We start from the raw sequence: 19596 nt of genomic DNA on the forward strand, positions 1-19596 counted from the left end.
GGTGCGCAGCCGATGGTCGCGCGTTTTCAATTCACTTGCTGCACCCGGACGCCGAACAAATCGAAACGGTTCGACGGCCCTGTCGCGCCGCCGGCGCCGCTGAAGCTGGCATTGCTCTCCAGGTAGCTCATGTTATAAAAATCGCCAAGGCGCAGGCGGTAGGCGCCAGGCTGCAGGCGTGCGTGGAGCGGCGTCGACAAGCCCGCCGGCGCTGCGCCGCGCCCAGGCAGCGTGTGCGGCAGCTGGATCACACCTCCCGCCACCGTGCGCCCGGCCGCGTCCTCGATCGCTAACCATTTCACGCCGCCGCTGATCCCCAGGTTGATCTGATGCGCCTCGTTCCGGTAGCGCAGTTGGAATGCATACTCGCCGCCGCTGTCGATGCGCAGGTCGCGCAGCTCGAAACGGTCTTGTGGGGCGCCCCAGCCGGCGAGCCGGGCCACTGCTCCTGGCCTCGCTTTCAGGTTCGACGACACGCGTGGGTCGGAGACAAGAATGTCGCTCGCGGTGCCGGCGCAGCGCGGGGCACTGTGGTGACTGCGGTTGCCGGAGACCGGGTACGCGGCCTCGATGGCGTAGCAGGCGTAGGGGTGCGGCGCGGGGTCGGTCCAGGCGCCGGGCGCGACCTTGGCGGCGACCTGTTTGCCGTCGCGGTAGACGTGGTAGACGGTGCCGGCGCCATTCCCCCCGCTGCCGAAGCGCAGGCGCGCGTGTCCGGCCGCATCGCGTTCGACGGTGTGAATAGCGGGTTCGCGCGGGCCGAACACGGCCGGCGATTCCACATACGGATCAGCGTTTACGCGCGTCATCGCGTGCTCGCCCGCGACCACGGCGCCGAGCGCGATCTCGATGGTGTCGCCATCCTGCAGGCGCGCCCACGGGATGGTGGCCGCTACTTGGGCGCCGTTCAGCAGCACCTTGTCGACCTTGTGATAGCCCTGGGCGCTGCTGGCGGCCGGCAGCAGCAGGCGCACCGATACGCGCGCACCGTGCAGGCGCAGATTGTGCAGCGTGGCTTGAGCTGTCCCGGCAAAGCGCTCGCGGCGCACTCTGGTGGTCACAAAAGGCTGCAGCTTGACCCCCTCATCGGTGGCGCTGACGCCGAACACGTTCTCGACCACCATGCCGAGGTAGGCGCCGACGGACCACAGCTGGCGCCGCGAATTGATGACGGGGCCGATCAGGGACGGGTTCTTCTCGTCGAGCAGCAGCGGCTGGCCCGAGAGCCACTCCAGGTTTTCCATGTTCGACATGTTCAGCGCAGCGCCGCGCATCAACGAATCATAGGCCGCGTCGGCCACGGCCACATTCCCGACCTGGGCCGCCGCTTTCAAGCCATAGCCGGTGACAAAAGGCCACATCGCCCGGTTGTGGTAGACCGGCATGCCCGGCTGCTGCGGCCAGATCACGGGTGGGCCCATCGGGCCGTGCGGATAGCGCGCGAGGATGCTGCTCGCCTGGTTCGCGCTGGCGATGCCGGTGACGATCGCCAGCGACTGCCCCAGCCAGTCGAATTTGTGCAGCGGCGCCTTGTCGAAGTGGGCGGCGGTGAGGCTGCTGTACATGCCGGCGTCCGGCAGCCAGAGGCGCTCGTTGATGGCGGCTTTCAGTTGCGCGGCCCAGGCCTCGTAACGCGCCGCGCGCACCGCGTCGCCGGCGTCGCGCGCCAGGCGCGCGGCGAGCGTCAGCGCCTTGTAGTGGGCGGCGTTGGTCGAGACCGATTTGGCCCCCGCCATGGCCGCGAGGTCGTTCGTGATCCAGGCGGCGTAGCTCTGGTCGCGCCAGTCGAGGAAGGATTGTTCGCCCGTGTACAGGCCATCGCTCCCGTCGAAGGCGGCGATGCGGTCATTCTCGATCGTGTTCGACAGGGCCCTCAAGGCGCGTGCGGCAAACGCCGCGCGTTCTTGCGCGGGCAGGGTGCGCAGGACTTCCTCGGCTGCGAAGGCCCATGCGACGCGGTCGGTGCTGACCGGCCAGCTGCCGCCGCTGCCGGTGTCCTGCACGATCTGCAGGCCGTCCTTCATTCCCGCCACCTGCGGGGCCTTCGGCAAGCCGGCGCGAAAACCCGCCAGCTTGAATTCGAGCGAGTTGCGCACGCGCGCCGGGTCGAGCAGGCCCAGCCCCAGGTCGGCCGCGTACGATAAGTCGCGCGTCCAGACGTAATGCCATTTTTCGCCGGTCTCGAAGCATTCGCAGGCAATGGCGGCGCCGCCCTTGTAATTGCCATCGCGGATCTCGCTCACCGCGTTCTGGCGCATCTCGTGGGCGGCCAGCGCGAACAGGGCGTCGAACGCGAGGTTACCGCTGCGCACATGAGGCAGGTCGGCGCTTTCGGCATACGTCGTGTGCTGCGGCACCGGGTCGCGCAACTGCATGGTGCTCGAGTGGGTGTAGCTGCGCAGCTGGGCTTCGGGGTCCTTCAGTGAAAAGCGCGCGGTCTCCCCCTTGCCGTCCCAGGTAGCAAATGTCAGCGTGGCGACGCGTGCGCGGCCCGCATGCGGGTCAGGCGCCGGAGCGCCCTTGCGTTCGGCCAGGCGCGTGATGCGCAGGACGGGGACAGCGGGTTTGCCGGCATCGAGCGTGAAGCGGTAGGTGCCGGTGCTGCGCACGAAGAGCGTCGCTTCCGGGCCGGCGCGGGTGGCCAGGCGCAGCGCCTGACCCGGCTTGACGGCGACGCTGCCCTCGACGCTCGGCACCCATTCGCGGCGCCAGTCGCGCGTGCCGAGTTTGAAGCCGTGGTTGCCGGGGCTGACCAGGATGTCGGCTTCGTAGATGCCTTTGCCCTTGTGCTGCAGGGCGTTATCGAGGCCCCAGCCATTGAAGCCGCCGCGGATGAAGAAGGCGTCGCGCAGCGGGCCGGGATCGGCAGCGGCCGCGCTGCTTGCGGCGAGGAGGGCGGGCAGCAGCCAGCGTGGCAAGCTCATGGGAGCGTTCTTCTCATATTTAACGGTATTCGTGTCGTTCGATGATGCCACGTAGCGCATCCTGCGAGCGCAGCACGGGGAAGTCTTGGCTGCGGTAGCGCTTTGGCGTGACGAAGCCCAGCGTGCCGATCGTGCTTGCGTACGAGGGGCGCGCTTGCTTGACTGCCAGCGTACGCCCGTCGAGTCTTGCGCGCCGCGTCGCCAATGTCAGCGTGACCGCCTTGCCCGGCGCCAGCGTGAACGCGGTCTGCGAACGGCTTTTGTCAGGATTCAGCCAGGCCATGCGCAGGGTACGCGGCTTCTCGCCGCGCAGGGTAAAGGTCCAGCGCTGGCTGCCTTTGGCCCGCACGAAATCGACTGCGATGTCTTCATCGACACCAAACGGGAGCAGGGCGCCGAAGCGGGACCACGCTGCGGGAATCGCCGGCTCGAAAGCCAGCGTATCGTTCGGCAGGTCGGGCCGGAAACCGACGTAATCCTGGTAGCCGTTGCGCGCGTATTCCGCCACGCTCCAGGACTGGGCGAAGGTGCCGGAGGGTTGCAGGCGGCCGTTCTCGTGCGGCAGCGCGTCGAGGTTTTCGCTCATGTTGCCCAATGTGCCGAGTCCCAGGATCTGCTTGCCGAGGTGTTGGGAGAGCGCCCAGCTCAGGTCCTGGTAGCCGAAGCGGTTCAGCGCCGTGACCGTAAAGCCCGCGTTCCAGCCCCAGATCGTGCCGTTGTGATAGGCCGCATCCTTGTGGTGGAAGGCCGCGTTCTCGTGGCGCGGATGAAAATACGGGTCGTCCTGGCTCAGCGAAGCGATACCGTAGGGGTAGAGCAGCTGGGTGACGGCACTCTTCGTCACGCGCGCCTGCACTGCGCCGGGCACGAAATCATCGAAGGGGATGGTCGCGACCATCAACTGGTTCGGGCGTACTTTCAGGTCGCGGCTGCCGTCGGCGCGCAGGCGGTCGGCCATGAGCTTGCCGTCCCAGAACAGGCGGAGAAAACTGGCCCGGGCCTTGGCGGCGAGCGCGTTCCATTCGCGCGCGCGTTTCTGGTCGCCGGCCTGGGTCGCCAGCCAGGCGCCGGTGTCCAGGGCCGTGTACCAGAGCGCCTGGATATCGTTCGCGCGCGGGCCCCGGTCCGACCAGGGTTGGTGGGTAGCATTCTCGACGCGCGCATCCATCCAGGTATCGGAAGCAGCATGGCGCAGCAGGCCGTCGGCGTCGACATAGTTCGCGATCGCGCCCTCGAAATAGGGCACCGCCAGCTTGTACATGTCGGCGGCAAAGGCTTTGTCGCCCGTATAGCGGATGTATTCGTGCGCTTCGCGCAGCATCCACGGCGTGCCGTCGACCGTGTTGTAGATGATCTCGTCGGGCGAGACCCGGTTCGGGATGCGCCCGTAATCCTTGTCGCGTGGCGTAGCCAGATTCTGGAAGCGCGCGAAGTTCGCCAGCACGGCCTTCGCGTCGGCGAATTGGCCCGACACCAGCAGCGTGCCGGGCAGGGCGATGAAGGTGTCGCGGCCCCAGTTTTCGCGGAACCAGGGTAGGCCGGCCCAGATGCCGGCGCCGTATTCGTCGACCACGAACAGGCGCGAGGCCGCCTTGGCCCAGTTCAGCGCCTTGTTGTAGTCGAGGTCGCTGGTGGCGAGATAGCTGCGGGTCAGGGCTGCGTAGCTGGCGCGGCGTTCGTCGCCGATCGGGTCGCCACTTGCCAGGGCACGTGCGCGGCCGGCCGCTTGCGCCGCGCTCCCACCAAAGGCGGCCACCACGGTGAACGAGGTCGTGGCCGCGCTCGCGCGCAGCAGCAAGCCTTCTTCCAGCGTAAATGGGCGGTCGGCGGCGAGCGCCATGAACTGCGTGGCGCCATTTCCCGGGGCGACGATGACGACGCCATCGCTGAACGTCAGCGCGCCCGCCGTCCTCAACAGCGGCTTCAAGCCCAGCATCGCCGGCCGCTCGGATGTGAGGCGCAGCGCCAGCGCATGCTTTTTCGACAGTAGCGCCAGTTCCTCGAGGCTGCCGTTGGCGTAGCGTACGCGGTGGCCGAAGGGCAGCACCTGTTCGCGCCCTGTTGCGCGCTCGTTGCGCGCGCCATCGACCACGCTGACGTAGTTGTGGAAGACGGTCCCGCTCTTGACCACATAGCCCGCCCCGGCTTCATGGCTGTGCGTGAAGCCTTCGAAATAGCCGGCCAGGTTGTCGCCGGCGACGAAGCGCGCTTGCCGGCCAGGCGCGGCCTCGATCGCCATCGCGTCGAAAAAGGCATCGACGCCGGGTTTCTCGACGGCGGCGGCGGGCGCCAACAGGAGGGCGAGGCAGAAGGAGAGAATGGAGCGCCGCATCATGCCCCCGGCAGTTCGACGAGAAGTGTCGCTTTCGGCGCCAGGCGCAGTTCGCGCGTCAGGTCGACCGTTTTGCCGCTCAGGATGTCGACGCCGGAAGCCGTCCCCTTCAGCATTTCCTGGAAGCGCGCAACCGGCAAGCGCATCTCCTTGTCGTTGTTGTTCATCGCGACCATGATGCGCTTGCTGTCGTTATAGCGGAAGTAGACCCAGGTATTGTTCTCGGGGCCGAAGTGCATCAGGCTGCCGGTATGGATGACGGGTTCGCCCTTGCGCCAGGTGGCGAGTTTGCGCACCAGGTCTTGCGCCGCGCGCTGGCGGGCACCGAGGCCGGTGCCTTCGAAAGCGTCGACCTTGTCCCCAAGCCAGCCGCCGGGGAAGTCACGGCGGTAGCTGGCGTCGTCGCGCCCCTTGACGGTGCTGGTCATCAGGATCTCGTCGCCGGTATAAAACTGCGGGATGCGCGGCATCGTCATCAGGAACACCATGTTCATGCGGTAGCGATCGACGTCTTCGCCGGCGATGCTGTACATGCGCGCCATGTCGTGGTTGCCGCCGAAGAGAACCAGCTTTTCCGGTTCCGGATACAGGTAGTCGAGCGAGAGCGTCTGGTAGACCTCGTTGAATCCCTTGTCCGGCGTGACGATCGCGGTGCGCATCGCTTCGACCAGCGGGAAGTCCATCAGGCTCGGGAGCGAGGACGTGTAGCCGTCGAAGTTCACCTTGCCGCGCTGCCAGCGCGCCACCACCGGCACCAGCGTACTCCACTCCTCCCCCACCAGGTTCAGGTTCGGGTATTCAGTCATCAGGCGCTTCGTGTACTCGGTGAGGAAAGCGCCGTCCGAGTAACTATAGGTGTCGATGCGCAGGCCCGACAAACCCGCGTACTCGATCCACCAGATGTTGTTCTGGATGAGGTAATTTGCCACCAGCGGATTGGTCTGGTTCAGGTCGGGCATGCTCTCCACGAACCAGCCGGCCGTGAAGTTATGGCTGTCGGCTTTGGCGGCGTATCTGTCCTGCACCGAGACGCGGTGGTGCGTGGTCGGCACGAACTGGTTGCCGAAGTTGATCCAGTCCGGCGTCGGCAGGTCCTTCATCCACCAGTGGTGCTTGCCGATGTGCGACAGCACCACGTCCTGGATCAGGCCGATGCCGCGTTTTTTCGCCTCGTGCGACAGCCGCACGAAGTCCTCGTTTTGCCCATAGCGCGGATCGATCCGGTAGTGATTCGTGGCCGCATAGCCGTGGTACGAATACGCCGGCATGTCGTTCTCGATTAGCGGCGTGGGCCACAGTTGGGTGAAGCCGAGGCCGGCGATGTAGTCGAGGCGGTCGATCGCACCCTGGATGTCGCCGCCATGGCGTCCGCCCGGATGCTTGCGGTCTGCCTTTTCCAGCATGCCGGGGACGCTGTCGTTCGACGGGTCGCCGTTGGCGAAGCGGTCCGGCATGATCTGGTAAATGGCGTCGGCATTGCCGAAACCCTGGCGCTGCGCTGAACCGGATTCGCGTGCGCGCAGCTGGTACGGCTGGCGCAGCAGGCCGCCGGGGCCATCGAACACGATGTCGAAGCTGCCGGGCTTCGCATCGGGCGCGATCTCGAGATCGATGAACAGATAGTTTGCGCTATGCACCCGCGTACTGGAGACGATGCGCACACCGGGATAGTCGATCTTTGGCTGCATGCGCCCGATTCCCGCGCCATGCACCATCAGTTGCACACCCTTGTGCTGCATGCCGGTCCACCAGAAGGGCGGCTCCAGATGCGCGATCGCCGGCGCGCCCATGGCGGGCTGGAGAAAGGCAGCGGCAATAAAAAGTGTTGCAAAAGTGCGTCGCATGGCGGGACTCGGCTGAAAAAGGTGGAGACGGAAAAGCGACAAGGATAAAACCCGTAGTTTGCCTACATAGAAAGCAGCCCAGCATGACACTGATGTGCATTTTCACTCTAGGATGACGTGAGAATACTATACAAGCAGCATGACATCAAATCGACAAGCTTGCTAGTTTAAGTACATACGCAAGCGCGCTTGCGCGCAAGGTTCCGAACCCGTCCGTCGGCCAGGCCGGAACGCCCGTACAGATCAAATGTCGTCGACATCGGAATGACATCGATACCATTTTGGAATTTGCACCAAAACAGTGCATTTACGCACTGGCTTGGTGAATAGCAAGCAACATGTAGTCCGACTACACGTGTTGACGGAGGCATTTGTAGCTGCGATACAACGCCAGCATGGTTCGCTCTATAGGCGCGCCCGGGAGAGGCAGGAGAAACGTAGTTCGGATGAACTCCCGTTGACAGTGCATCTAGTTTTAGTACAGAATTCTTGCCAGAACGTCTAAAAAGACGTTATTTCCAGATCCCGTGCCATGGCTGTGCAGCTGTCTTCGGGAAAATTACATAGATTGATCTGAGGGACACATGAATATCTTCGCAAACAAGCGCGCCGCCCGTACGGGCTCTGGATTCCAGCTCAGCCCGGTTGCGGCCGGCTGCGCTATTTTTGTGTCGGCCATGGCCGGCAATGCTGCCGCCCAGACCGCCGTCACCGAACCTGCCGCCGAAGCGCCGATCCAGACCGTCCAGGTCACCGGCATTCGCCGCGCGATCGAGACTGCGATCGCCACCAAGCGTGAGGCGACGGGCATCGTCGAAGCCATCTCCGCCGAAGACATCGGCAAGCTGCCGGACATCTCGATCGCCGAATCGCTGGCCCGCCTGCCGGGCCTGTCGGCGCAGCGCGTCAATGGCCAGGCGCAGCAGATCAGCATCCGCGGCACCTCGGGCGACCTGTCGACCGCACTCCTGAACGGCCGCGAGCAGGTCAGCACCAGCTCGGACCGTACCGTCGAATACGACCAGTACCCATCGGAACTGATCAACGCGGTCACCGTCTATAAGACGGCCGACGCCGGCGTCGTCGGCCAGGGCCTGTCGGGCACGGTCGACCTGCAAACCATCAAGCCGCTGTCGCTGCGCGAACGCGCCATCAGCGTCAACGTGCGCGGCGAGAAGAATTCGGCTGGCTCGATCAGTGCCGGCTCGCCGGACACGGGCAGCCGCATCAGCGCTTCCTATATCGACCAGTTCGCCAACCGCACCATCGGCGTGGCCATCGGCTACGCACGCCAGGACAAGCCGAACGTCTCGCGCCAGTTCGAGACCTGGGACTGGGTCGACAACAGCCGGGTAGTGCCCGGCTCGACCGTGAAGGTCCCGAAGGGCATCAAGGCGCTGGCGACCACCGGCGACCAGGTGCGCGATGGCATCATGGGCGTGCTGGAATACCGTCCGAACAAGATGTTCAGCTCGACCCTGGACATGTACCACTCGCGCTTCGACCAGACCGAAATCCGCCGCGGCATGGAAATCCCGCTGCAGGATGACGGCGACGTGCGTTTCTCGAACCCGACCATCGTGAATGGCGTGATGGTTGCCGGCAATGCCAACAACGTCAATCCAGTCGTGCGCAACAACCGTTTGAAGCGCGACGACAAGCTGTCGGCGATCGGCTGGAACAACCGCTTCACCAGCGGCGACTGGGTCGGCATCATCGACCTGTCGAGCTCGAAGGCCAAGCACAAGGAAGAACTGATCGAGATCAACGCCGGCCGCGCAAGCCGCCAGACTCTCGGCTTCAACTACGGTGATGGCACCATCCCGAACCTGAACCTGTCGGGCAGCTACGACGATCCGTCGCAGATCGCCATCGGCGGCCAGTTCGGTGAAGGCTATGTGAATGCCCCGAACCTGACCGACAAGCTGAACTCGGCCCGCGCCAGCGTCGAGTACAAGTTCGCCGAAGGCGCGTTCTCGAGCGTCGAAGTCGGCTTCAACGTCTCGAAGCGTTCGAAGGACAAGGAGCATCTGGAAACCGGCTTCTCGAAGCTCGGCAACGGTACCTTCGCATCGAACGTCGTCAATGGCTCGCAAGACCTGTACGGCCTGCCGAACACCCTGAGCTGGGACATCGACGGCGTGCTGGGCCAGAACTTCGGCCCGTTCACCCCGGCGATCCTGGTGCCATGGGGCGCGACCAAGAACTGGACCATCGACGAGAAGGTCAAGACCGGCTACGTCAAGCTCAACATCGACACCGAACTGATGGCGATGCCGTTGCGCGGTAACGTCGGCGTCCAGGTCGTCAAGACCGACCAGAGCTCGACCGCCAACACGCTGCGCGCCTGGCCGTTCGCCGACCTGGTCCCGCTGACCGACGGCAAGCAGTACACCGACTACCTGCCAAGCCTGAACCTGTCGTGGAGCCTTCCGGACCAGCAATTCGTCCGCTTCGGCGCCGGCAAGACCCTGGCGCGCGCCAAGCTCAATGAGCTCAACGCCGCACTGGAAGTCGGCCTGACCGCGCAGAGCACCGGTACGCCCTACGGCAATGGCGGTAACGCCCAGCTCGACCCATGGCGTGCCAAGGCAGTCGACCTGTCGTACGAGAAGTACTTCGGCAACAAGGGTTATGTCTCGGTCGCCGGTTTCCACAAGAAGCTCGACTCGTACATCTACCAGCTGACCGGTCCGCGCGATTTCTCGGAATACCGTTTGGTGGGCGCGACCAGCAATATCGGCACCATTACCCAGCCGAGGAATGGCGAGGGCGGCAAGCTGCAGGGCCTGGAACTGGCTGCTTCGGCTCCGCTGGAGATGCTGCACCCGATGCTCAATGGCTTCGGCGTCAGCGCCAACGCCTCGTTCACCAACAGCGAAATCGAGGTCAAGGACCAGCGTTTCGGCAGCCTGGCCATCCCGCTGCCTGGCCTGTCCAAGCGCGTGATCAACCTGACGGCCTACTACGAGATGAACGGTTTCTCGGCCCGCGTCAGCGAGCGCTATCGTAGCGACTACGTCGGCTCGATCGGCGGCATCGGCGGCGCGACCGAACTGACGTTCGTGAAAGCGGACAAGGTTGTCGACCTGCAGCTGGGTTACGACTTCCCGCAAGTCAAGGGCTTGTCGGTGCTGTTCCAGGTGAATAACCTGACCGACACCGCCTTCGAGACCTATGCCGGCACTCCGGATCGCCCACGTGGTTACACGAAATACGGTCGTCAAATGCTGCTGGGCCTGAACTACAAGCTGTAATTTCAGTCCCCTGCCGCACCCGGCCCTTGCAGGCTTCGTTGCCTGCAAGGGCTTTTTCTATTGCAAAACTCGTGACGTGTCGGCAATCGCCCCACGTCCACGCGGGCGACAGTGTAAACTGTCGGTTTCGTATTAACTTAAGAGCAACTCATCCATGTCTGACACCCCACTCCCAACGTTTTCCGACCTGAACCTCTCTGCGCCTATTTTGAAGGCACTCAAGGACGTCGGCTACGAAGCACCGTCGCCGATCCAGGCTGCCACCATTCCGCTGCTGATGGAAGGCCGCGACGTGCTGGGACAGGCGCAAACGGGCACCGGCAAGACCGCCGCATTCGCGCTGCCGGTTCTCTCGCGTATCGACACCAAGCAATCGGCGCCCCAGGCGCTGGTGCTGGCGCCGACGCGCGAACTGGCGATCCAGGTCGCCGAAGCCTTCCAGAGCTACGCCGCCCACATGAAGAACTTCGCTGTCCTGCCGATCTATGGCGGACAGAGCTACGGCCCGCAGCTGCAGGCATTGCGCCGCGGCGTGCAAGTCATTGTCGGCACCCCGGGGCGCGTGATCGACCACATGCAAAAGGGTTCGCTCGACCTGTCGCAGCTGAAAACCCTGGTGCTGGACGAAGCCGACGAAATGCTGCGCATGGGTTTCATCGACGATGTCGAGCAGATCCTGAAGCAGATTCCGGCAGAGCGCCAGATCGCGCTGTTCTCGGCCACCATGCCGCCGGCGATCAAGCGCATCGCCAAAACCTACCTGCGCGACCCGGCCGAAGTGACGGTCGCCGCCAAGACCGGCACCGCCGACAACATCACCCAGCGCTACTGGCTGGTGTCGGGCATGCAGAAGCTTGAAGCGCTCACGCGCATCCTCGAAGCGGAACCGTTCGACGGCATGATCATCTTCGCCCGTACCAAGCTCGGCACCGAAGAGCTGGCGACCAAGCTGCAGGCGCGCGGTTTCGCCGCCGTCGCCATCAACGGCGACATGGCCCAGCAGGCGCGCGAACGCACCATCGAGCAGCTGAAAAGCGGCAAAATCGACATCCTGGTCGCCACCGACGTCGCCGCGCGCGGCCTTGACGTCGAGCGCATCAGCCACGTCATCAACTACGACGTGCCGTCGGACCCGGAAAGCTATACCCACCGCATCGGCCGTACCGGCCGCGCGGGCCGCAGCGGCGACGCAATCCTGTTCATCACGCCGCGCGAGCGCAGCCTGCTCAAAGCCATCGAACGCGCCACGCGCCAGACGGTCTCGCAGCTGACGCTGCCGACCATCAAGGCCGTGAACGACGTGCGCATCGCGAAGTTCAAGGAGCAGATCACGGAAACCCTGGCCGCCGGCGGGCTGGAGCAGTTCCGTGCGCTGATCGAAGAATTCGAGCAGGAACAGAACATCCCGGCAGTCGACATCGCCGCCGCGCTGGCCAAACTCGGTCGCGGCGACGTGCCGCTGCTGCTGGAAAAGCAGGACCGCGAGCCGAAGGCAGGCGCCTGGGAAGAGCGCCCGGCGCGCACCGATTTCGTCGAGCGCCTGCCGCGTGCGCCGCGTGACGACGGTCCCCGCACACCGCGCGATGCCGGCTTCAAGAAGGAGCGTGTCGCCCGCGCACCGGACGAAGGCATGGCGACTTTCCGCATCGAAGTCGGCCACGCGAATGGCGTCAAGCCGGGCAACATCGTCGGCGCGATCGCCAACGAAGCCAACATCGACGCCAAGCACATCGGCCGCATCGAAATCTACGACGATTTTTCCACGCTCGACCTGCCGGCCGACCTGCCGCCTGACCTGATCGATCACCTGAAAACGGTGTGGGTGGCAGGCCAGCAGCTCAATATCACGCGCGACGGCGAAACGCCGGCGCCGAAGAAGGCAGCAGCACCCGGCAAGAAGGCGTTTGCAGGCGGCGATCGCCGCGTGGGCGAGAAGCCGGGGTTCAAGTCGGACAAGCCGCCTTTCAAGAAGGCGAAGCCGAAGGCTTGATGGTTGCGGCTTGCGCCGTAATCAGGTGAGGAGCGGGGAACCAGTCCGGTGGACTGGTTCCCCGTTTTTACTTGTAGGCTGCAGCCTCGGCTTAGTTCGCAAACATCCACAACAGCGCCTCGCGCAATTGGCTGCGCCAGAACTGCTCGTTGTGCTGCGCCCCCGGCACGATCTTCAGCACCGTCGCATCCGCCGGATAGCCGCTCTTGCGCACCACGCCCGCCATGCGCTCCACATCCGGCACCATCGATTCGCCTTCCTTCTCTCCCATCAGCAGGTAGACCCGCGCATCCTTCGGCAGCGGGTGATTCGCCATGAAATCGAACGAGGGCGCGGCCGTCCAGTACGCAGGCGAAAACACGCCGGCCTTGCTGAACACTTGCGGGTACTGCGCGATCGCGTAGTGCGACGCCAGCCCCCCCATCGAGCTGCCCATGATCGCCGTATGGAGCCGGCCGGGCAGGGTGCGGTAGTTGCTGTCGATGAGTGGCTTTAAGGTCTTGACGATGAAGTCCGTATATTGGCGTCCCTCGGCTTGCCCGAAGCGGGTGTTGTCCCAGGCGTTCAGCTCCGTGATGCGTTGAGCGGCACCGTTGTCGATGCCGACCACGATCAGTTCGAGCTTGCCTTCTTTACTGAGCGCGTCCAGCGTTTCGTCGACCTTCCACTCGCCGGCGAAGGCGGTGGCGTCATCGAACAGGTTCTGCGCGTCGTGCATGTACAGCACCGGATAGCGCTTGTTCGAGGTGGCGTAACCCGGCGGCAGGTACAGGCGCACCTGGCGCTTGCGGTCCAGGCCTGGCATCTCGAGCAGCTCGGGCAGCAGGCGCACCCCGGGCAGGGCGGTCGAGGGTTTCGTGCTTGGCGCGATGTCGGCGCCGATTGCAGGTGCGGCCAGCAGCGCGGCCAGAAGAACGAAGGAGGTGCGAATTGGTCGCATAAAAGATGTCATGATGAGTGTGATGCGGCGAGCGTGGGCAGGACGGCCGGCATGGTCTTGTTTTCGCGTACCAGCAGCCACAACACGCTCGACACCGCCAGGCAGCCGCCACAAATCAGGAACAGGACACGCTTGTCCGGCGTCGTGGTCAAGACGAAGCCGACCACGGTCGTGGCCAGCTGCGGCAGCACCACCGACAGGTTGAACAAGCCCATGAAATAACCCATGCGGCTTTTGTCGACCTTCTCGCTCATGATCGCGAACGGCAGGCTGACCACTGCCGCCCAGCCGATGCCGACCACACCCATGAGCACATACAAGGCGCCGGGCGAGCGCGCGAACAGGGCGATCGCGAAGTAAGCCAGCGCCATGATGCCGATGCAGGCCGCTTGGGTGCGCACGCGGCCGAAGCGGGTGACGAGGGGCGCGAGCACCAGCGCCGGCAGCAGGAAGCCGACCACGTTCATCACCGCGAACGAGATCGCAATCACATGACCCGACTGCGCCGCCGCCTGCTCGACCGTCGCGCCGGGCGCCACCACATGCTGCTGGATGAACGAAATGATATACACGAACATCGCCTGCACCCCGAACCAGGTAAAGGCGTGCGCCGTCCACAGGCGCCACAACTGGCCCCAGTCGGTAGCGCTAGCGGCAATGACCCCCTGCGTGGAAGGCGCCAGCTCGCGCGGTTCTTCGATCAGCAGGGTCGGCAGGATCGAGAACACCAGCACCAGCACCACGCCAACCGAGATCAGCGTGTAGTTATCGATGAAGGCGCCGATGAGGTAAGCCATCACGCCCCAGAAGCCGGAGATGGTCTGCATCCATGTATAGCCGCGCGTGCGCGCCTCGCCGTCCGGGGTCACGTCGGCAATGATGGAGCGCGTCGGGTTGAAACCGATGTTGATCGACAGGTCGAGCGTCAGCGCGATGATCACGGCGACGACCAGCAGGTTGCCGATACCGAGCAGGTCGGCGACAACCTCAATGCGCGGCAGCAGGAACACGGACAGTGCCGCCAGCACGCCGCCGATCAAAATAAATGGCCGCCGCCGTCCGCCCCAGAACCAGGTCTTGTCGCTGATGAAGCCGATGATCACCTGGCCGAGGATACCGGCCAGCGGACCGGCCGCCCAGACGATGCCGATCTCGTGGATGTCGAGGTGGTACTTGGTGCTCAGCAGCCAGCTGAGCGCCGAAATCTGGATACACAGGGCGAAGCCCATGGCCGTGGCCGGCAAGCTGGCCACGGCATAAAAGGAATTGCTCAGCCGGCGCTGCATGTCGAGCATGGTTGTCTCCGTGTTGTTGTGTTATTTGACTACAAAGCCCGCCGTGAACCTGGCGCGCGTGGCGATTTTACTACGCATTATTCGAATTGACACTCGGAAAACGCCATGTTATTTTGCTACAAATCGCCCGTCCTCATGGCCTTCGGACGGGGACGCTCCCCAGCCACTTTCTCGACCCTTCGCAAGCAGCGCAGTATCGACGGCGGCACGTGGCGCGTTCGCCACATACACAGAGCCCGGTTCGATGCCGGGCCATTGGGGACACAGATGGACATGCATACCAAGGCGCTCAAACCGCGCCTGTCGTTCTGGCAGTTGTGGAACATGAGCTTCGGTTTCTTCGGCATCCAGTTCGGCTTCGCGCTGCAGAACGCGAACACCAGCCGCATCTTCTCGACCCTCGGGGCGAATCCCGATGACCTGGCGCTGTTCTGGCTCGCCGCGCCGGTCACGGGCCTGCTGGTGCAGCCGATCGTCGGCTACCTCTCCGACAACACCTGGCACCCGAAGTGGGGACGCCGCCGTCCGTTCTTCTTTATCGGCGCATTCCTCGCCATGATCTCGCTGTTCCTGATGCCCAATTCGACGGCGCTGTGGATGGCGGTCGCCGTGCTGTGGATGATGGATGCCGCGATCAACGTCTCGATGGAGCCGTTCCGTGCCTTTGTGGGCGACAAGCTCGATGTCTCGCAGCAGACCGCGGGCTATGCGATGCAGACTTTCTTCATCGGCTGCGGTGCGGTGATCGCCTCGCTCCTGCCGACCATTTTCACGGCGCTTGGTGTGTCGAACGTGCCTGTCGACGGGCTCATTCCCGACACCGTGCGCTATTCGTTCTATGCCGGCGCGCTGGTGTTCATGGGCGCCGTCAGCTGGACCGTGTTCACGGCCGACGAACTGCCGCCGCCGGATATGGAAGCGTTCAACCGCGAGCGCGCGAATGCACGCCGATTCGGCGTCGCGTTCACTGAAATCCTCGGCGGTTTTGCCAAAATGCCGAAGACGATGGTGCAGCTGGCCTTTGTCCAGTTCTTCACCTGGATCGCCCTGTTTGCGATGTGGATTTATACGGGCAGCGCGATCGCCGATTCGGTATACGGCACCCGCGACGCCCAGTCGGCTGCCTTCCAGGACGCCGGCAACTGGGTCGGCATCATGTTCGCCGTCTACAGCGGCGTGTCGGCACTGGCCGCCTTCATCCTGCCGATCTTTGCCCGCGCCACCAGCCGCAAGACCGTGCATGCCACCTGCCTGGCGATCGGCGGCATCAGCCTGGCCAGCATCGTCTTCATCGATAGCAAAGAAATGCTGATGCTGCCAATGGTCGGCGTCGGCATCGCCTGGGCCAGCATCCTGACGATGCCGTACGCGATCCTGGCGGGCGCCTTGCCGGCCAAGCGCATGGGCTACTTCATGGGCCTGTTTAACTTCTTCGTGGTGATCCCGCAGATCGTCAGCGGCCTGCTGCTCGGCTTCGTCACGCGCGAATTCTTCAATGGCCATACCGTGCAAACGCTGGCCTTGGGCGGCGGCTGCATGCTGCTTGCTGCCGTATTGACCCTCGCCGTCACCGACAAGGCACGGAACTAAACCCTGCGCCATGCTTTTCACCCCTGTCGTATCGTAACGTTTTATCAACTAACGAACGCATTCACTCAGGAGCGAAGCATGACGATTCAGACCGTGGCAACGACGCCATTTGCCGGCCAGCGCCCGGGTACCTCGGGCCTGCGCAAGAAGGTGACCGAGTTCCAGCAACCGGGCTACCTCGAGAATTTTGTCGAAGCGATTTTCCTGAGCCTGGGCGATTGCAACGGGCGCACTGTGGTGCTGGGCGGCGACGGCCGCTATTTCAACCGCGACGCGATCCAGACGATCCTGCACATGGCCGCCGCCCATGGCGTGGCGCGCATGCTGGTAGGGCAGGGCGGCATCCTGTCGACGCCGGCGGTCAGCTGCGTGATCCGCAAGCATGGCGCGTTTGGCGGCATCGTGCTCTCGGCCAGCCACAATCCCGGCGGCCCGGACGGCGACTTCGGCATCAAGTACAACATCGAAAACGGCGGACCGGCGCCTGAAAAAATCACCGAGGCAATCTTCGCCAGGACGCAAGCGCTGTCTTCGTACCGCATCAGCGATGCGCCGCCGGTCAATCTCGATGAGATTGGGACGACCACACTCGATGGCATGCAGGTCGAAGTCATCGACCCGGTGCTTGATTACGCCGAACTGATGGGACGCCTGTTCGACTTCGACGCCATCCGCGCGCTGTTCGGGCGCGGATTCAGGATGAAATTCGACGGCATGGGCGCCGTCTCCGGCCCGTATGCCAAGGCGATCATCGAAGGCGTGCTGGGAGCACCTGGCGGCACCGTGATCAACGGCGAACCGCTGGAAGACTTCGGCGGCCACCATCCGGACCCGAACCCGGTCAATGCCGCCGAACTGATCGCCCTCATGAACGGCCCGGATGCACCGGACTTCGGCGCGGCCTCGGACGGCGACGGCGACCGTAACATGATCGTCGGGCGCGGCATCGCGGTCACGCCTTCCGACAGCTTGGCCATCATCGCCGCGAACGCGACGCTGGCGCCCGGCTACGCGGCCGGCATCAAGGGCATCGCCCGTTCCATGCCTACTTCGATGGCTGCCGACCGCGTGGCCGAAGCGCTCGGCATCGCCTGCTACGAGACCCCGACCGGCTGGAAGTACTTCGGCAACCTGATGGATGCCGGCATGGTGACGCTCTGTGGCGAAGAGAGCTACGGCACCGGTTCAAGCCATGTGCGCGAAAAGGATGGCCTGTGGGCGGTGCTGTTCTGGCTGAACATGCTGGCCGCCAGCGGCAAATCGGTCGAGCAGTTGGTGAGCGAGCACTGGGCGCGCTTCGGGCGCAACTACTATTCGCGCCACGATTACGAAGCCGTCGACGCGCTTGCCGCCGACGCCACGATGACGGCCTTGCGCGACAAGCTCCCGACGCTCGCCGGCCAGACCCTGGGCGAGTACCGCGTGGCCCTTGGCGACGATTTCGTCTATACAGATCCGGTCGATCACTCCGTCGCCTCGCGCCAAGGCGTACGCATCATCATGACCGACGGTTCGCGCATCGTATTCCGCCTCTCGGGCACCGGCACCGAAGGCGCCACCGTCCGTCTTTATCTCGAACGCTACGAAGCCGACCCGGCGCGCCACCATCTCGACACGCAGGAAGCCTTGTCAAGCCTGGTCGCGATCGCAGAGAGCGTGTCCGAACTGCGCCAGCGCACCGGCCGCCAGCAGCCGAGCGTTGTCACCTGATTCACCTTGACAGGAACCCCATGAAATTACCCGCACTTGCCGTCTCCCTGATGTTCGCCTTCGGTGCAGTCAATGCGGCGGCCGCTGCCCCCGCACCCTGGGCGGCGCCCGTAAAACCGTTTGTCTGGGAGAACGCGACCGTCTACTTCCTACTGACGGACCGTTTTAATAACGGCAATCCGGACAATGACCATGCCTATGGCCGCATGGATGACGCGGCCAAGCTACGCGGCTTCATGGGGGGCGACTTTGCCGGCATCACGGCGAAAATCAAGGAAGGTTATTTCAGGGAGCTGGGCGTGACCGCGCTGTGGATCACGCCGCCCGTCGAGCAGATCCACGCCGGCACCGACGAGGGGACCGGCAAGAGCTATGGCTTCCACGGCTATTGGGCACGCGATTTTACGGCGATTGACGCGAACCTCGGCACCGAGGAAGAGCTGCGCACGCTGGTCGATACGGCGCACGCGAACGGCCTGCGCGTGCTGTTCGACGTGGTGCTGAACCATACCGGTCCGGTCACCGACGCCGACCCGGTCTGGCCGGCGGACTGGGTACGACTAGGGCCGACCTGCACCTACAAGGACGCGCGCACCACGATCGAGTGCACGCTGGTGAAAAACCTGCCGGACATCCGCACCGACAGCGACAAGCCCGTGGCGCTGCCGCCAGGCCTGGCGTCCAAGTGGAAGAAAGAGGGCCGTTACGAGCGTGAAGTCAAAGAGCTCGACGCCTTCTTCAAGCGCACCGGCTACCCGCGCGCACCGCGCTACTACCTGGCGAAATGGCATGCCGACTGGGTGCGCAAGTACGGCATCGACGGTTTCCGTGCCGACACCGTCAAGCACACCGAGCCTGGCGTGTGGAAGGACCTGAAAAAGGTCGCGAGCAGCGCCTTCGAGGACTGGAAGAAGGCCAATCCATCGAAGAAACTGGGCGATACGCCCTTCTACATGACGGCCGAGGTGTACAACTATGGCATCCATCACGCCCGTGCCTTCGACCTGGGCGGCTTGACGGTCGACTATCCGGCGCAGGGCTTCGACAGCATGATCAACTTTGCGATGAAGACCGATGCAGTGGAAAGCTATGAAAAACTGTTCAGTGCGTATTCGCAGGCGCTGCAAGGCCCAATGAAGGGCACTTCGGTCCTGAACTACCTCAGCTCGCACGACGATGGCGAGCCCTACGACCCGCTGCGCCAGCGTCCCTACGAGACGGCCAATAAACTGCTGCTCGCGCCCGGCGCGGCGCAGATCTATTACGGCGACGAGACCGCGCGCCTGTTGAAGATCGAGGGCGCCGAGGGCGACGCCACGCTGCGCTCCTTCATGAACTGGGACGAGCTGGCCTCGAACGCCCAACGTGGCCTGAACCGCGTGGCCGATGTACGCGAGCACTGGGCCAAGCTCGGGCGCTTCCGCCAGGCCCATCCCGCGGTCGGCGCCGGCGTGCACCGCATGATCCAGCACTATCCGTACACGTTTAAACGCACCTGGGAGAAGGGCGATGTGACTGATCGCGTCGTGGTGGCGCTGGGTCTGCCGCTGGACAAGCCGACCGCCGTGCTGGTGTCGGGGGTGTTCATGGATGGCCAGACCGTGCGTGACTGGTATTCGGGGAAGACGGCGGTCGTCAAGGGGGGCAAGGTGCAGTTCGATGCGCGCAATTCGGTGGTGCTGATCGGGCAGGAGTGAGGGCAGGGATGCGGGCG

General features: G+C 64.2%; 10 protein-coding genes. 5 read left to right on the top strand and 5 right to left on the bottom strand.

Going from position 1 to position 19596, the window contains the following annotated elements; translation table 11 throughout:
* Positions 1-26 precede the first annotated feature (26 nt).
* Genes ACHAC9_RS21150 through ACHAC9_RS21160 form a run of 3 tightly spaced genes read right to left on the bottom strand, consistent with a single transcriptional unit; the run spans position 27 to position 7100 of the window.
* A complete protein-coding gene (locus ACHAC9_RS21150; RefSeq protein WP_435763131.1) occupies positions 27-2924 on the bottom strand; it encodes an MGH1-like glycoside hydrolase domain-containing protein in 2898 nt (965 codons plus the stop codon).
* Positions 2925-2943: 19 nt separating this feature from the next.
* The gene (locus ACHAC9_RS21155) at positions 2944-5259 is read right to left on the bottom strand and encodes an amylo-alpha-1,6-glucosidase (RefSeq protein ID WP_435763133.1); all 2316 of its coding nucleotides are present in this window, start codon (positions 5257-5259) and stop codon (positions 2944-2946) included.
* Complete coding sequence (locus ACHAC9_RS21160; RefSeq protein WP_435763135.1) at positions 5256-7100, bottom strand: glycoside hydrolase family 13 protein; 1845 nt, start codon at positions 7098-7100, stop codon at positions 5256-5258. The genes ACHAC9_RS21155 and ACHAC9_RS21160 overlap by 4 nt, the downstream gene beginning before the upstream one ends.
* Positions 7101-7684: 584 nt before the next feature.
* On the opposite strand from ACHAC9_RS21160, the gene ACHAC9_RS21165 reads away from it, so the two are divergent.
* Together ACHAC9_RS21165 and ACHAC9_RS21170 are read left to right on the top strand one after the other, a co-directional pair.
* A complete protein-coding gene (locus tag ACHAC9_RS21165) occupies positions 7685-10357 on the top strand; it encodes a TonB-dependent receptor (RefSeq protein WP_435763137.1) in 2673 nt (890 codons plus the stop codon).
* Positions 10358-10511: 154 nt separating this feature from the next.
* The gene (locus tag ACHAC9_RS21170; RefSeq protein WP_435763139.1) at positions 10512-12347 is read left to right on the top strand and encodes a DEAD/DEAH box helicase; all 1836 of its coding nucleotides are present in this window, start codon (positions 10512-10514) and stop codon (positions 12345-12347) included.
* Between the two features lie 91 nt (positions 12348-12438).
* Here ACHAC9_RS21170 and ACHAC9_RS21175 read toward each other — a convergent pair whose 3' ends face one another.
* Both ACHAC9_RS21175 and ACHAC9_RS21180 read right to left on the bottom strand, forming a co-directional pair.
* A complete protein-coding gene (locus ACHAC9_RS21175) occupies positions 12439-13287 on the bottom strand; it encodes an alpha/beta hydrolase (RefSeq protein WP_435763141.1) in 849 nt (282 codons plus the stop codon).
* A gap of 8 nt (positions 13288-13295) precedes the next feature.
* Positions 13296-14582: an MFS transporter gene (locus ACHAC9_RS21180; RefSeq protein ID WP_435763143.1), complete on the bottom strand. Its 1287-nt coding sequence runs from the start codon at positions 14580-14582 to the stop codon at positions 13296-13298.
* 267 nt (positions 14583-14849) lie between these two features.
* Here ACHAC9_RS21180 and ACHAC9_RS21185 point away from each other — a divergent pair, with 267 nt between their 5' ends.
* The 3 genes from ACHAC9_RS21185 to ACHAC9_RS21195 all read left to right on the top strand — a co-directional run bounded on the left by ACHAC9_RS21185 (position 14850) and on the right by ACHAC9_RS21195 (position 19579).
* Positions 14850-16172 carry an MFS transporter gene (locus tag ACHAC9_RS21185; RefSeq protein WP_435763145.1) on the top strand — a complete coding sequence of 441 codons (1323 nt, stop codon included), beginning with the start codon at positions 14850-14852 and terminating at the stop codon, positions 16170-16172.
* Positions 16173-16250: 78 nt separating this feature from the next.
* Positions 16251-17882, top strand: coding sequence for an alpha-D-glucose phosphate-specific phosphoglucomutase (locus ACHAC9_RS21190; RefSeq protein ID WP_435763147.1), 1632 nt, complete (start codon positions 16251-16253; stop codon positions 17880-17882).
* A 20-nt stretch (positions 17883-17902) separates the two neighbouring features.
* Positions 17903-19579, top strand: coding sequence for an alpha-amylase family glycosyl hydrolase (locus tag ACHAC9_RS21195; RefSeq protein WP_435763149.1), 1677 nt, complete (start codon positions 17903-17905; stop codon positions 19577-19579).
* Positions 19580-19596 lie beyond the last annotated feature (17 nt).

The organism is Massilia sp. CMS3.1 (assembly GCF_051262535.1).
GTDB lineage: Bacteria > Pseudomonadota > Gammaproteobacteria > Burkholderiales > Burkholderiaceae_D > Telluria.

What these genes read in the sequence shown, in the direction of transcription:
- ACHAC9_RS21185 (WP_435763145.1), top strand. Translation starts at nt 14,850, where the DNA reads ATGGACATGCATACCAAGGCGCTCAAACCGCGCCTGTCGTTCTGGCAG.
- ACHAC9_RS21195 (WP_435763149.1), top strand. Translation starts at nt 17,903, where the DNA reads ATGAAATTACCCGCACTTGCCGTCTCCCTGATGTTCGCCTTCGGTGCA.
- ACHAC9_RS21165 (WP_435763137.1), top strand. Translation starts at nt 7,685, where the DNA reads ATGAATATCTTCGCAAACAAGCGCGCCGCCCGTACGGGCTCTGGATTC.
- ACHAC9_RS21155 (WP_435763133.1), bottom strand. Translation starts at nt 5,259, where the DNA reads ATGATGCGGCGCTCCATTCTCTCCTTCTGCCTCGCCCTCCTGTTGGCG.
- ACHAC9_RS21180 (WP_435763143.1), bottom strand. Translation starts at nt 14,582, where the DNA reads ATGCTCGACATGCAGCGCCGGCTGAGCAATTCCTTTTATGCCGTGGCC.
- ACHAC9_RS21150 (WP_435763131.1), bottom strand. Translation starts at nt 2,924, where the DNA reads ATGAGCTTGCCACGCTGGCTGCTGCCCGCCCTCCTCGCCGCAAGCAGC.
- ACHAC9_RS21175 (WP_435763141.1), bottom strand. Translation starts at nt 13,287, where the DNA reads ATGCGACCAATTCGCACCTCCTTCGTTCTTCTGGCCGCGCTGCTGGCC.
- ACHAC9_RS21190 (WP_435763147.1), top strand. Translation starts at nt 16,251, where the DNA reads ATGACGATTCAGACCGTGGCAACGACGCCATTTGCCGGCCAGCGCCCG.
- ACHAC9_RS21160 (WP_435763135.1), bottom strand. Translation starts at nt 7,100, where the DNA reads ATGCGACGCACTTTTGCAACACTTTTTATTGCCGCTGCCTTTCTCCAG.
- ACHAC9_RS21170 (WP_435763139.1), top strand. Translation starts at nt 10,512, where the DNA reads ATGTCTGACACCCCACTCCCAACGTTTTCCGACCTGAACCTCTCTGCG.